We start from the raw sequence: 14,743 nt of genomic DNA on the forward strand, positions 1-14,743 counted from the left end.
CACAGGGCTCAGTCCTTTTAGTTTAAGCTGAATTCTCTCATGATTATAATAATGCATATACTCATGAATCTGTTTCTCTAAATCTTCAATGGTTTTCGGCTTCTTAATATAAATCGTCTCACACTTTAAAGACCCAAAGAAGCTTTCCATCAATGCATTATCTAAACAGTTCCCTTTTCGGCTCATACTTTGCTTAATGTTATTCTCTTTAAGCGTATTCGCAAACGCTTTCATCTGATAATGCCATCCTTGATCTGAATGCAGCGTGAGCTGCTCGGTGCGCTTTGTTGGTATGCCCTTAAGCGCACGATCAAGCATCTGTTTGACCAAGTCATAGACAGGTCGTTTTGATAATTCATAACTGATGATCTCATTATTAAAGCAGTCAAGTATCGGTGATAAATATAGCTTGTCATCGCCGACTTTAAATTCAGTAATGTCTGTCAGCCATCTGCGATTGGGCGCACCCGCCCGAAACTTGCGCTTGACTCTATTCTTAGCAATGACGCCACACGCTCCTTTATAGGATCGGTACCTTTGTCGTCTGATTCTCGCTGTCAGCTTAAGCTGTCCCATCAGCCGTGCAATCAGTTTGTGGTTATGAATGAGACCCTCATTCTTAAGGGTTTGGGTGATTCGACGGTAGCCATATCGACCTTTATGCTGATGATAGATATCACGGATGCGCTGTTTGAGTTCGGCGTATTTATCTTGACTACTAAGACTCGCCCTATGGTAGTAGAAACTACTCCGCGCAAGCTTTGCTATGCTGAGTAAGTCAGATAACGTGTGCTTTAGTCTCAATCCTTCGATGAGCCTTGCTTTGTCGCGGCGTGTTCCCTTTCCCGAAGCAAGGCATCGAGCTTTTTTAGATAGGCATTCTCCGCTCGTAGATATGCGTTTTCACGTTTGAGCTCTGCTAGTGTCTTTTCATTATCGGGTTTGTCTGTGATAGGAGAGGTCATGGGGTGACTACCTTTATATTTGGATGTGAGTCCAGACATACCATGGAGTCTGTAAGCTTTATGCCAGTGGCTAATAAGCGCAGGTGAGCTGATATTAAACCTAAGAGCGGTTTCAGATTGGCTTAATCCTTCTGCTAACATCACAGCGATCACTTTATACTTAAAGTCGCTACTGTATTTAGTTTTATTAGTCTTAGGTTTGATGGCGTCTATACCACTATGCTGATACTGCTGAACCCACTTAGATACCATTTTGTTATCAAGTCCAAACTTCTCACTTGTCGCACCGCTACTATGTCCTTGACGATAGTATGCTATGACTTTGATCTTAAAGTCTATGTCGTATTTCATAAAATAACCCCCAGAAGTTGTGTCCAACTTATGGGGGTCAGTTCAAAGCTGAGGTTTTTTAGTTGTATGCATTAAGCTGCTTTTAAATTATAAGCGGTTTTTAAATTAATGGCTTGTCGCTCGCGATAATGCCGTTATTGTCTGCATAAACAAACATACCAGAATTTAGGGTTAAATCACCAAAGCTAATCTCGATGTCAGTTTGGCCTTCATCACGGCGGGTTGATTTACGCGGGATACAACCGAGCGCCATGACCCCGATATCCATTGCTGCCATATCATCAACATCGCGCACACAGCCGTACACCACAACCCCTGCCCAGCCATTATCAATCGCCGACTGCGCAATCATATCGCCTAGCAGCGCGCAACGCATAGAACCACCACCATCGACGACCAATACCTTGCCATTACCGTCTTTATCTTTGCCATCACTATTTAATAACGATTTTACGCGGCTATTATCCTCAAAACATTTGACCGTTACGATTTCACCGCAAAACCTATCTTTACCACCAAAGCTATAAAAGGACTTACCTTCGATATTAGGCAAGCACACCTGTGACTCTGGGTTGGCATCCAATAAATCGCAAGTCACAAAGTTTTCTTTATTCATTGCGGTTGCTTCTGGCATCGTGTTTGACATGATGAGGCTCCTTAATTACTTATAATTGATTTTAACTATTTTTTTATGTACTGCTTAGGCTATTTTTTCACTCTAGTCATTGCCAGCATCTGCTTATTTTCAATGATATCCGTGTGCTCCAATAACGGTTCGGTCCGGTATTTGCTACGCTGATAAATGTCATGGGCGCTCATAGCCATAGCGCTAGCAACACGCTTGGCCGAAATAGGATGCAATGATAACGATTCAGACACCAACGGTGATATAAGCTGAAAGGCTTTTTGGCCAATACTTTCAAGTGGACGACCTTTATGTTTGCCAAGTAACAAAGACGGGCGAAAAATCACTAGCTGGGCAAAATCCAAGGCCACAATCGACTGCTCAGTTTCCGCTTTGACCCGATTGTATAAAAAGCGACTGCCGATATCAGCGTTCATCGATGACAGCAAAAAGAAGTTTTCAACACCTTTATCGCGGCATAATTTAGCGAAATTGACATTATAATCATGATCGACTTTGTGAAAAGCTTCATCACTACCCGCTTGTTTCTTAGTAGTACCAAGGCAACTAAAGGCATCCGTTGTTCGATCAACCCCAACACTGGCAAAGATTTCGCTTAAATTATCAAAATCATTGACCTGATAAAAACGCATACTGGCATTGATATAGCGTGGTGGACGCCGAGCAATCACGATCAACGTATCATAAATCTCACTAAGCTGCTTTACAAGATGTTGACCTACCAATCCTGTCGCGCCAATCATAATTGCTTTTCGCTGCATACCCTATCCATTTGTATTTTGTATAATGTTAGAAAATCCATGATGATGAGAAGACATATCCGTAAAGAAAGATCGCTCATGTATCATACCTAAATTAACGCATCACTGAGGGTTATTAGGCACAGTTAGACACAGTTTATTGTAAGAGATTTTGTCAGTAATAGGCATCGCTTGGCGACCAACTTTGCTCTTAATAGCCAAATACAGCAAAATATTAGCAGATAGTTTAACTACTTTGTGCATTAACTATCAAATATATTGTCCTAAGCGCAATAATTTGCTAAGATAACCGGCTTTACACGTCAACGCTGTTTAATTATTCCAAACAGTTCTGGCGCTTGCGATGTTCTATCGATATTAGAGGTCTTAATATCAGACATCGACATCATGTTTGGCGAGAGGCTGCTCGTCACCGATGATTGTTAAACCCATTATTGCAATCAACATTCATATTTTTATCTGTCTTTATCAAGGAGATACGCGTGGCTAATACTGCACAAGCTCGTAAACGCGCCCGTCAAAACACCAAACGTCGTCAGAACTCTGCGTCACAACGCTCTATGGTTCGTACTTACTTAAAACGTGTTGATGCGGCAATCGCTGCTAAAGATTATGACGCGGCTACCGAAGCTTACAAAAAAGCGGTACCGGTTCTTGATCGTATGGCTGACAAAGGTATTATTCATAAGAATAAAGCTGCTCGTCGTAAGAGCCGCCTAAACAAAACAATCAAAGGTCTACAAGCTTAAGATTGCTAGCGTTTAGACCGCATCTCGCCTTTATAGCGTGATGACTAAAACCTTGTTACCAGTTCTAATACTGGAGCAAGGTTTTTTTATGCCTGTTGAGAAATTATTCATCATTTGGCAAAAAAAACAATTAAGTCCACTTTACTTCAGGTGGCAATAGCAATTTATTCGGATGAAAACCAGCAGCACGGTAGCCCTCTAATAAAGCGCTAATCGGGCGGATATAAACCTCACCGCGCCAAACAAAATAAGCATTGGCTTGCTCAAAGGGCTTATCATCAAACCACAAAAACACCCCTTCCATCATCTTAGGCCAATCATTCCAATCGATTTCGGTCACATCAAGCATGACCGCTAAAAAAGCAGACAATAAAGTATCGTGACTAACAGCGAGCATTAAATGCCCGTGCTGCGGTTGATGTTGATAAAAAAGCGACAAGATATCGAGACCACCCTGATAGGCATTTTTAGTGCCTTCGAGGTTGCCTTGGAGGAAACGATTGATAAAGTTAAGCACCCCAATCTCTTTAAATACCACGTTGGCAATCTCAGGCTCAGTGACTAGGCTGCCAGGCTCTACTAGCAAAGACTGATGAGCGATATTGCGCTGTAGTCCCGCGCCTTCTTGCATCAGCTGCGCAGTATCAATACAGCGACCAATCGGGCTTGAGATGCTATCGACATCGAGCGAGTATGGCAAATGTCCTGCCAACCAACGCCCCCAAGATTTGGCCAGTACACGGCCTTTTGGTGTCAGTGGCAACTGGTAGCTGGCAAAACCATTACCATCAGAACGCTCGCGCAAGGAGTGTCTGGTAAATAAAATCAGTCGTTTATCTTCGGGCAAAAGGCGGACCGACGAGATCATGCTATCCGGTAAGTGTGACGGTGCTGGGGCACTCGGCGTGTGGCTCGCAAGCTTATCAGCGGATAGTTTTGACGGGGTATCAATAGGATATTTACTCATGCCAGCAAGCGTAGCAGATTTTTTATCAGGAATGAACAAAATATAAATCCAGTTGCAATATAAGCAGTAATAATGATTAGAGTTTAAGACAGATTATTATCATGATTGCAAAATCAAACCTGCTGCTGTTTGCGACATAAGGTTGTTATGAGACACGCTACTCACCCAATATCAATGACCTTATTCCATGCGAATGCTATCTCAGTACTACTGACTTCATTAGGATAAGCACGCGGATTGACGATCACGCGAGTATTACCAATACGATAATCAAATGCCTCATGCGTATGCCCATGCACCCACAGCGTCGGCGCCCAGTCTTCATGCATCCAGCCAGAAAAATCACTAACGAATGCCGCATTACTCGGTAGGCTAGCGTACTTTTCAGACACCGATAAGGCGCTGACACTATGATGACTCATGACAACAGTTGTTTTGCCCAACCCTTTAGAGGTTATTAAGGCTTTTTTTAGCCATTGCCGCTGCTCAGCATGGATTTGCATCGATACCTCAGGAGAGAAAAGATCGTTGCCAGCATAGATTTGCTTATAGTCACGCATAAAACGTCTGGCAGCGGCCATCGTGTCTTCATTGGCCTGATATTGATAATCCGTCCACAATGTACAGCCTAAGATTCGTACCTCGCCGATATCAAAATGTTGGCATTGTAAAACCCGAACGCCTTGCTGCAAGTGGGCATTATAATTGTCCCAAGTGGCAAGCTTCTTATCAAAATGCAACACATCTTCATCAAAGTACTCGTGGTTGCCTGCAATAGTAAGTAGCGGTATTTGTAGACGCGCTGCTTGCTCCTGCAACCATGGCATGCCGTTATCGCTGTTAGCGGTGTCTCCCGCTACTAACAACACATCTGCGTCGGTTTTGGGAATATGTCCCATGGGATGCGATTGACGCGCATAGCTGTCAATATGTAAGTCGCTTAAAATCTGTAATTTCATACTATCCAATATTATTTGATAATACCATTTCTCAAAATTGAGCAGCAAGCAAAACTAGAGGCCGCGTGCTGTCTGTTAATAGACGATGCGAATTTGTAATTGCCTATCATATGTTTAAGGTAGGTATCAGTATAAATTTAACTAGTGTAGCACCTTTTCATCGACCAGCAAAAAGTAAAAAAGACAGCCATTTAGGCCGCCTTTTTTTATTATTCTGTTACCATAAAAAGATCAAATACTTTGAAGTATCGTCTGTAGCTTAGTAGCAGGATCTTTAGCTTGAGTAATCGAGCGCCCTATGACCAGATAATCAGAGCCCTCATTCAATGCTTGTTTCGGGGTACAGATGCGTTTTTGATCATCCGCATTATCATCTAACAAGCGAATACCAGGGGTTACTAGCTTAAAGTCTTGACCGCATAATGCTTTAAGTACTTTTGCCTCCTGTGCTGAACAAACGACACCATCAAGCCCCGCTTGTTTGGTCAACTGTGCTAATCGACTCACTTGCACATCCAGGCCATCAGTAATACCCGTTTGCGTCAATGCTTGATTATCCATAGAGGTCAGTACGGTGACGGCGATTAGCAGGGTATTAAGGTTATTATCCAATAAGCGCTGTTTTGCTAATGACATCGCCTCGAGGCCAGCACTGGCATGGACGTTGACCATCCATACACCAAGCTCAGCGGCAGCCAGTACGGCTTGCGCTGTGGTATTAGGAATATCATGGAATTTTAAGTCTAGAAACACATCAAACTGGCGCTGCTGCAAGTTCTTGACGATATCAGGCCCGCAGCGGGTAAATAACTCTTTGCCTACCTTTAAGCGACATAACGCTGGATCTAATTGATCAGCCAGCGCTAAAGATGCCACCATGGTCATATTATCTAAGGCGACGATGACGGGAGACTTAATTACATTATTCATGGTTTTGCCATATTTATATCAGAGTATTCAAAGCACTATAGGTGCAGCTTAATCATTCATCTCATTCAGCGATTTAATCTCGCCTATGCTTAGCCAAAGTAGAGGCTTCATCTATATTAACCGCTGTGTCTTGTACATGGGTCTCAGTTGTCCCGTAAACTGCAGCTTCTACCGTAGGCGCATTCGCTTGACGATCGATAGCGATATTGGCTTGCGTCAATTGCTCTTGTAGATGTATATTGGCCTTTTGCAAGCGTGAGATTTCCCACTTATTTTGCAGCACACGGAAGATAAGCAACGCTAACAAAATACCAATGATAATACCGAGTATCAAACAAAGTATCAGTAGCAGTCCTAAATTCATCGTCGGTGCTTGTGAGAACAATAAATTGACACCGACCTCAGTATTATTGGCTAATACTAAACCTAGCGAATAAGCAAAGCTTAAGAACAGTAATATCAGCAGTAAGATGCGCATGAGACGTATACCTCGGTTTTGAATAGAGTTCATAGTTTAATGATAGCAGTCTAAAGTGTGTCATTAATAAACACATCTATAGCATAGCTGCTACTGTACTATTTATTGGCTACTTTATCATTGACGGCTTCACGTAGTGCTTTACCAGGCTTAAAATGCGGTATCGCTTTGGCGGGTACCGGTACGCTCTCACCTGTTTTTGGGTTGCGCCCCATACGGGCGCGGCGATGATGGAGACAAAAACTACCAAACCCACGAACCTCTACCCGACCGTCATTGGCTAAAGTATGGGTCATCAAATTTAATATTTCACGTACTGCATCATCTACAACTGTATCAGTTATATTTTCACAATTCGCACTCAAATTACTAATAAATTCGGATTTGTTAATCGCTTGCTGCATTATGACGCTTGCCCTGTTGATTAATGGATAAAATGACTGTCTGTCAAAATCTGTTTTTACGATGGCTTATTTTTTGGCTAACTAATGAGTTAACTCATAAACACTTAAACTTATCGCTGTTACCATAAAGCCGTAATATCGCTTGAATCTTGATTTGACTGGTGTCTTGTTACTCAATGTTGCAAATGATAGCGGATATTGGGATAAATGGAAATAAGAGTTTGCCTGTTTTAGCAAAAACCTCAATCATTCATACTACTTAGGTAAATTTGATCATAAAAAAAAGCGACCGGAGTCGCTTTTTTTTGTTACTACTATATTAATAGCTTGTCGCTTACTGCATTTGTTCTTTAATCAAGTCACCAATGGTTTTTGGCTGTGCATCAGAACCTGGAGCAGCAGTCGTGCTAGTGCTACCAAGATCTTTAATCGCTTGACGCTCTTCAGCTTCGTCTTTCGCTTTGATAGACAAGTTGATGTTGCGTGTTTTACGATCTACACTAATGATCTTCGCTTCAACGTCATCACCAACCGTTAGATGCTTGGTCGCATCTTCAACGCGGTCACGTTGGATCTCAGAGGCACGTAGGTACGCTTCAACTTCGTCAGCAAGCTCGATAGTAGCACCTTTAGCGTCTACTTCTTTTACTTTACCATTAACGATAGCACCGCGGTCATTGTTGACTAGGTATTCGTTGAATGGATCAGAGCTTAACTGCTTCACGCCCAGGCTGATACGATTGGCTTCTGCATCTACTGACAATACCATTGCTTCAACGGTGTCGCCTTTGTTGTAGTTACGGATAGCATCTTCACCAGTTTCGTTCCAAGAGATATCAGATAGATGAACTAAACCATCAATACCACCATCTAGACCGATAAAGATACCGAAGTCAGTGATTGATTTGATCGTACCAGTGATTTTATCACCGCGCTCGTGTTTCTTATCAAACTCATCCCATGGATTGGCTAGAGTCTGTTTGATACCTAGGCTGATACGGCGACGCTCTTCATCGATATCAAGAATCATTACTTCAACTTCATCGCCCACTTGAACTACTTTTGATGGGTGGATGTTTTTGTTGGTATGATCCATCTCTGATACGTGTACTAGACCTTCAATACCTTCAGAAATCTCAGCAAAACAACCATAATCAGTCAAGTTGGTTACACGTGCTTTTACTACACTACCCACTGGGTAAGTGCCGCCAACGTTATCCCAAGGATCAGTACCAAGTTGTTTTAGACCTAGGCTAACGCGATTGCGCTCACGGTCAAACTTCAATACTTTAACTTTTAGGTCTTGACCAACTTCAACGACTTCAGATGGATGCTTGATACGGCGCCACGCCATGTCAGTGATGTGCAATAGACCATCGATACCACCTAGGTCAACGAATGCACCGTAATCAGTAAGGTTCTTAACGATACCTTCGATCTCGATACCTTCTTCAAGCTTGTTCAATAGCTCTTCGCGCTCAGCTGAGTTTTCAGCTTCCATAACTGCACGACGGCTAACCACAACGTTGTTGCGTTTTTGATCAAGTTTGATGACTTTGAATTCTAGCTCTTTGCCTTCAAGATGCGTGGTATCACGGATAGGGCGAACGTCAACCAATGAACCTGGCAAAAACGCGCGTACTGAACCGATATCTACGGTAAAGCCGCCTTTAACTTTGCTAGAAATAATACCTTTAACGATCTCATCGTTGTCAGAGATTTTCTCAAGGAAATTCCAAGTCTCAACGCGTTTGGCTTTTTCACGTGACAGTAAGGTTTGACCCATACCATTATCAACCGCTTCAACCACAACATCGACACTATCGCCAACTTCAACTTCAAGTTCGCCTTCTTCGCTTAAAAACTCTTCACGAGCGACGATACCTTCAGATTTAAGACCAGTATCTACTGTAATCCAATCATTATCGATGGCTACAACAGTACCTGTAATAACCGAGCCACGCTCGATATCCAGACCTGTTTCTTCGATGCTCGCTTCAAATAGTTCAGCAAATGATTCCATTATGTCTACCTTTGTATAGCCGTATCCTGTCCAGCACAGTACGGATCAAATTTATGACTATATAAAACGGAATACTGGTTTTATATCCTATATAGTCATATAAAAAACGGTTGTTGTTAACAAGCCCATTATTGGTAAACTCAATGTTTACTAAACTCATTAACAACAATTGTCTTTTCATACTAAAACTGCAATGTCGTTTTAGTCATTCCTTATCTTACACACTATAATTTTATACTAAAATCAAAGATATAGGAAACTTTTTAGTGCTTAATATGTTGTTTCTATTAACTATTAAAGCAAATACCCTGATTCTGGCAATGTTTTTTTATCTGCTCATAAACCGCATCAGCATCAAGCGTTGAGCTGTCTAATACTAAAGCGTCTTCTGCGGGCTTTGACGGTGCTGTCGTACGATTTTCATCACGATCATCACGGGCTTTAATCGTCGTTAATATTGCCTCAAAATCTGCCGCTTGACCTGCTTCTGTTAGCTGTGTAACACGGCGCTTGGCACGGGCTGCCGCGCTAGCAGTCAAAAACACTTTAACGTCAGCATTTGGAAATACAACTGTACCCATATCACGACCATCAGCTACCAGTCCTGAGCGGGTTGCCATATCTTGTTGTAGCTTTAGTAAAGCGTGACGAACTGTCGGATAGACAGCCACTTGTGAGGCATAACCACCAATCGTTTCGTTACGCACCTGCTCACCCACTGCCTCACCATTCACGATGATATCGACACGCCCTGACTCATTGTTAGGTACAAAGGCAATCTCTAAACTTTGCGTTAACTGTAATACAGCCGTCTCATCAATCGACTGACTGGCATCGGCAGTAATCAATCCTGCTTCAAATGCCTTTAAACCAACGATACGATATAAAGCGCCTGAATCTAACAGCTGATAATTCAATGCTTGTGCCAGACGCCAAGTTACCGTGCCCTTGCCTGCGCCACTTGGCCCATCAATACAGATAACAGGATAACGCATTGGCTGCGCTTGGCTATTATCATTAGCAGGTGTAGAGACGGTCATAGGATTCACTTATCACTTTATAGTAGGCACTGCGTATATGGCGGCTTTTATACTAAAAACCTCATCAAACAAAAGCGACTTGATGCAACAGTAACTACGCAATATTTACTTAATTATCAACTGCTTGTTAGACTACTAACTTATTAGCAACCAAATAGGGCGATATTATAGCAAAAAAACCACGCTATCACTAGCCACAAGACTGATATCTTGTTGAATGTCTATTTTATTTGTTACTGATGATGGTATGGTCGCTGAGCTTGTTCTTTTTCGCAGCTTGGCGACGCTCACGAAAAAAATGCTTTAACATTTGACTGCTATGCTCGCAGCATAAGCCTTTATGTACTTCGATAATATGATTATAAAAAGATTGTGCAGCTAAGTTCATTTGACTGCCTACCATCCCCGCTCTAGGCTCACTCGCCGCATAGATCAGTCTTTCCACACGCCCATGAATGAGTGCGCCAATACACATCGTACAGGGCTCTAAAGTCACGTATAGCGTTGTCTGTAATGGCAGACGGTAGTTCTCTAAACGCGCGCACGCATCCCTTAGTGCAACAATTTCAGCATGAGCAGTTGCGTCATGGCGCCCAATTGGCTGATTGAACCCTTGGCCAATAATCTGCTGATTGTGAACCAATATAGCGCCTACTGGCACCTCTCCGAGCGCAGCCCCTTGTTTAGCCAGCAGCAGTGCTTCTTGCATCCATTTCACGTCTTCTAGCGACCAAAACGTACTGCTTGCGAATGAAGCGTCTACTTCAATAGTGGCGAGTTGGTTATCTGTTAACGGATGAAGTTGTAAATTTATCATCGAATTATTTGGCATTTATTGTGGTAATTGCCAGTCAATGGGCGTCTGTCCATACTGTACCAAGTAATCATTGGTTTTAGAAAATGGCTTGGAACCAAAAAACCCACCACGATTGGCAGCAAGTGGTGATGGATGCACCGCCGTTAAAATCAGATGTTTTTCTGTATCGATATACTTGCCTTTCTTTTGTGCCTTACTGCCCCACAATATAAACACGGTGTGCTCCGTTTGTTCATTGACCACATCAATCACTGCATCGGTAAACTGCTCCCAGCCTTTGTTTTGATGACTGTTCGGCTCACCTTCTCGCACGGTTAATGAGCTATTTAATAATAAAACCCCTTGCTGCGCCCAATAGGTCAAATCCCCATGTGCAGAATAGCTGGTACCAATGTCATCGGCCATCTCTTTGAGTAAATTATTGAGTGATGGTGGCTTGGGAATCGCTTTGGGCACCGAAAACGATAAGCCCATTGCCTGCCCTGGACGATGATAAGGGTCTTGTCCTAAGATAACGACTTTAACCTTTGATAAAGGGGTTAGGTTAAACGCATTAAACATCAAAGGAGCCGGTGGATAAATGCTCTCATCTGATTGATACGCTTCCTTTAAAAACGCTCGTAGATTGTCCATATTGTCAGAGGTTAATTCCTCTGCTAGGGCCGCTTTCCAATCTGCTGGTAGACGGACATTATCTAAAATTGCCTGCCTTTGCTCTGGGGTTTTCGTCGCTTGCTCGTCGAACAATTCCATGATACATCCTTATTATATTTGTTATGAATAATTACTTCGCAACTACAGTCACAATATCCTAGAAACGCGATGGTATTGCTAATATCAATTTTTTTAATCTCTGTCTGCGCAGGTACAGCAAGCAAGAAAAATGGATATCAGCAGGGCGTGATGGTTCGATATTACTTTTCACTGACTATAGCGTGGTTTAAAGATTGATGGTAACAAAAAATGCTGTGAGGTTTGTTAATAAATTATAGCAATAAAAAAAACGGCTACCACAGAAATATGGTAGCCGTTTTTATAAAGCTAATGTAAAACCGCTTAGCTGGCTAGTGACTCAGAGTCAGGATGCGGCTCATGGGTCTCAACGACCGTCAATATAATACGACTATCGGCTGAGCCCTTATCAGAAGACTTGTTACTATTTTTGTCTAGTTTCACAGTAGCGTCATCTTTCTCATCACCTGCTTCAGGCTCTAGGGTTAGATGGACAACCCCACCGTTAACCAAGTCTCCAAACAAGATCATACTGGCCAATGGCTTTTTGATCTCGTCCTGAATCAAACGCTGCATCGGACGTGCACCCATCAAACGATCATAGCCTTTATTGGCCAAGTAATCACGTACTTCATCATCGATCTCTAGCGTGACTTGCTTATCATCAAGCTGCACTTGTAGCTCAACCAAGAACTTATCGACCACTGAAACCACCACTGAGGTATCTAATGGGTTGAACTGGATGATAGCATCCAAGCGGTTGCGGAACTCTGGGGTAAAGACGCGCTTGAGCGATTCTGTATTATCACGGCTATGATCTTGCTGAGTAAAGCCCATCGAAGAGCGGCTAATACTATCAGCACCGACGTTGGTCGTCATAATAACAATCACCTGCTTAAAGATAGCAACACGACCATTATTATCTGTCAAAGTACCATGATCCATGACTTGCAACAGCAAGTTAAAGACATCAGGATGCGCTTTTTCAATCTCATCAAGCAATAAGACGCAGTGCGGATGCTGATTGATCTTTTCAGTCAATAATCCACCCTGATCAAAACCGACGTAGCCTGGAGGCGCACCTATCAGACGTGAGGCCGTATGGGCTTCCATATACTCTGACATATCGAAGCGCACCAACTCTACGCCTAATAATTTTGCCAACTGACGCGATACTTCTGTTTTACCAACCCCTGTAGGACCGGCGAACATAAACGAACCAATTGGCTTATCTGGTGCTTTTAAACCCGCACGAGACAGTTTAATCGCATCTGCTAACGTCTCGATCGCTTCGTCTTGCCCAAATACTAAATGCTTAAGATCACGATCTAAATGCTCAAGAATACTCTTATCATCGCTTGATACTGACTTGGGCGGAATGCGCGCAAGCTTGGCCACGATAGCTTCAATGTCTGCCACATCGATTTTCATCGGTGGTTTTTTCTTGGCTTTCACCGCTTTTGAATCGTCAGATGATTTAGCACGATCATTGGCTTTTGCCGTATTGGCTTCATCCTGCATCTCGTTATCATCGTCACTGCTCAGGTCGCCATCTAAACCCTCAGTATCGGCATCGATCTGAGCATCAAAGTCCTGCTCTAAATCCGCAATGAAGCTCTCTTCTGCTTCAATGTCGTCGGCATCTGGAATCACACCTAGGCGCTTATACGCACCGGCTTCATCAATGACGTCGATTGCCTTATCAGGTAAAAAGCGCTCGTGAATGTGCTTGGCAGATAACTGTACAGCGGTAACCAACGCTTCATCAGTATATTCAACGTTATGAAACTCTTCATAGCGCGGCTTTAGACCGCGTAAGATATCGATACTGTCATCGACACTTGGCTCTTTAACATCGATCTTTTGGAAACGACGTGACAGCGCATGGTCTTTTTCAAAGACCTGACGATACTCAGTAAAGGTCGTTGAACCAATGCAACGCAGCTCACCGTTAGCAAGTGCTGGCTTGATTAAATTCGACACGTCCATATTGCTACTCATTGAAGAGCCTGCACCAATAATCATGTGAATCTCATCGATAAACAAGATCGCGTTGGGCTTATTCTTTAGGGCATCAAGCAGTGACTTCATACGTTTTTCAAAGTCACCACGATACTTAGTGCCTGCGATGAGCGAGCCGATATCTAAGCTATAAATCACACAGCCATTGAGTGGCTTAGGTGCTTTATCATTGATAATTAACCATGCTAGCCCTTCGGCAATAGAGGTTTTACCAACCCCTGGCTCACCAACCAACAATGGGTTGTTTTTGCGGCGACGGCAAAGTACTTGTGCCGCTCGTTCAATCTCAGAAGCACGGCCAATTAATGGATCCGTTTTGCCTTCTGCGGCACGCTGATTGAGGTTAGTAGCGAACTCAACCAAGGGATCTTTACTGGTCTTTTCAGAAGCACTACGGCGCTCACCAGTCATCGAAGCACGTGGCTCAGATGGCTCGTCTTTGTCCTGACCGTGTGATAGATACTGGGTCAGCTCAAGGCGACTGATGCCTTGTTTTTTAAGCAAATAAACCGCGTAAGTATCGTGCTCAGAAAACATAGATACCAAAATATCTGAGCCTTCGACCAAACGACCGCCACCGATAGACTGCACATGAAAAATGGCGCGTTGTAGAATGCGATCAAAGCTTTGAGTCGGCTGTGGTGATTGCTCCGTTTCTGCGTCTACCGTTGGCGTATGCTTATTGATATAAGCCTCGAGCTCGGTACGCAGCGTAGAAACATTCGCATTACACGCCGTTAATGTATTGGCAGCATGAGTGTTTTCTAACAGTGCCAACAATAAATGTTCAACAGTGAGATACTCATGCGATTTTTGACGCGCAAGTGTCATTGCTAAACGCAAAGAAACTTCAAGATGACGACTTAACATAAGGACTTCCTACGGTTGTACCTATCTTA

The 14,743-nt window shown here is 43.1% G+C and carries 15 protein-coding genes; 1 reads left to right on the forward strand and 14 read right to left on the reverse strand.

Annotated features, from left to right (window positions below; translation table 11 throughout):
• The 4 genes from W293_RS16540 to W293_RS0113840 all read right to left on the reverse strand — a co-directional run.
• Nucleotides 1-897: IS3 family transposase (locus tag W293_RS16540; RefSeq protein ID WP_198015456.1), on the reverse strand; the 897-nt coding region annotated here is incomplete at its 3' end.
• Nucleotides 801-1,316 carry a helix-turn-helix domain-containing protein gene (locus W293_RS0113830; protein WP_025651076.1) on the reverse strand — a complete coding sequence of 172 codons (516 nt, stop codon included), beginning with the start codon at nt 1,314-1,316 and terminating at the stop codon, nt 801-803. The genes W293_RS16540 and W293_RS0113830, both read right to left, overlap by 97 nt.
• Before the next feature lie 100 nt (nt 1,317-1,416).
• Nucleotides 1,417-1,932: a ribonuclease E activity regulator RraA gene (gene rraA, locus W293_RS0113835; protein WP_025652998.1), complete on the reverse strand. Its 516-nt coding sequence runs from the start codon at nt 1,930-1,932 to the stop codon at nt 1,417-1,419.
• An 89-nt stretch (nt 1,933-2,021) separates the two neighbouring features.
• Complete coding sequence (locus tag W293_RS0113840; protein ID WP_025652999.1) at nt 2,022-2,723, reverse strand: NAD-dependent epimerase/dehydratase family protein; 702 nt, start codon at nt 2,721-2,723, stop codon at nt 2,022-2,024.
• A gap of 482 nt (nt 2,724-3,205) precedes the next feature.
• Between W293_RS0113840 and rpsT the strand changes: the two genes are divergently transcribed.
• Nucleotides 3,206-3,472 (forward strand): 30S ribosomal protein S20, encoded by a 267-nt coding sequence (rpsT, locus tag W293_RS0113850; RefSeq protein ID WP_010200097.1) that lies wholly within the window; start codon nt 3,206-3,208, stop codon nt 3,470-3,472.
• Between the two features lie 130 nt (nt 3,473-3,602).
• Here rpsT and W293_RS0113855 read toward each other — a convergent pair whose 3' ends face one another.
• The 10 genes from W293_RS0113855 to clpA all read right to left on the reverse strand — a co-directional run bounded on the left by W293_RS0113855 (nt 3,603) and on the right by clpA (nt 14,714).
• The gene (locus W293_RS0113855; protein WP_025653001.1) at nt 3,603-4,439 is read right to left on the reverse strand and encodes a histidine phosphatase family protein; all 837 of its coding nucleotides are present in this window, start codon (nt 4,437-4,439) and stop codon (nt 3,603-3,605) included.
• 161 nt (nt 4,440-4,600) lie between these two features.
• On the reverse strand, nt 4,601-5,398 hold the full coding sequence (locus W293_RS0113860) for a metallophosphoesterase (RefSeq protein ID WP_037026311.1): 798 nt from the start codon (nt 5,396-5,398) through the stop codon (nt 4,601-4,603).
• A 231-nt stretch (nt 5,399-5,629) separates the two neighbouring features.
• Entirely contained in the window at nt 5,630-6,328 is a 699-nt protein-coding gene (gene pyrF / locus W293_RS0113865; protein WP_025653003.1) for an orotidine-5'-phosphate decarboxylase, read from the reverse strand.
• Between the two features lie 73 nt (nt 6,329-6,401).
• Nucleotides 6,402-6,806 (reverse strand): lipopolysaccharide assembly protein LapA domain-containing protein, encoded by a 405-nt coding sequence (locus W293_RS0113870; protein WP_025653004.1) that lies wholly within the window; start codon nt 6,804-6,806, stop codon nt 6,402-6,404.
• Nucleotides 6,807-6,904: 98 nt separating this feature from the next.
• A complete protein-coding gene (locus W293_RS0113875) occupies nt 6,905-7,210 on the reverse strand; it encodes an integration host factor subunit beta (protein ID WP_025653005.1) in 306 nt (101 codons plus the stop codon).
• Nucleotides 7,211-7,544: 334 nt separating this feature from the next.
• On the reverse strand, nt 7,545-9,233 hold the full coding sequence (rpsA, locus tag W293_RS0113880) for a 30S ribosomal protein S1 (RefSeq protein ID WP_025653006.1): 1,689 nt from the start codon (nt 9,231-9,233) through the stop codon (nt 7,545-7,547).
• Between the two features lie 287 nt (nt 9,234-9,520).
• Nucleotides 9,521-10,273, reverse strand: coding sequence for a (d)CMP kinase (cmk, locus tag W293_RS0113885; protein ID WP_025653007.1), 753 nt, complete (start codon nt 10,271-10,273; stop codon nt 9,521-9,523).
• 226 nt (nt 10,274-10,499) lie between these two features.
• Nucleotides 10,500-11,090 carry a tRNA adenosine(34) deaminase TadA gene (tadA, locus tag W293_RS0113890; protein ID WP_227502405.1) on the reverse strand — a complete coding sequence of 197 codons (591 nt, stop codon included), beginning with the start codon at nt 11,088-11,090 and terminating at the stop codon, nt 10,500-10,502.
• A gap of 15 nt (nt 11,091-11,105) precedes the next feature.
• On the reverse strand, nt 11,106-11,843 hold the full coding sequence (locus tag W293_RS0113895; protein WP_025653009.1) for a uracil-DNA glycosylase: 738 nt from the start codon (nt 11,841-11,843) through the stop codon (nt 11,106-11,108).
• 303 nt (nt 11,844-12,146) lie between these two features.
• A complete protein-coding gene (gene clpA / locus W293_RS0113900; protein ID WP_025653010.1) occupies nt 12,147-14,714 on the reverse strand; it encodes an ATP-dependent Clp protease ATP-binding subunit ClpA in 2,568 nt (855 codons plus the stop codon).
• Between the last annotated feature and the right edge of the window lie 29 nt (nt 14,715-14,743).

The sequence above is a fragment of the Psychrobacter sp. TB67 genome, from assembly GCF_000511065.1.
In the GTDB taxonomy this organism is placed as follows: domain Bacteria; phylum Pseudomonadota; class Gammaproteobacteria; order Pseudomonadales; family Moraxellaceae; genus Psychrobacter; species Psychrobacter okhotskensis.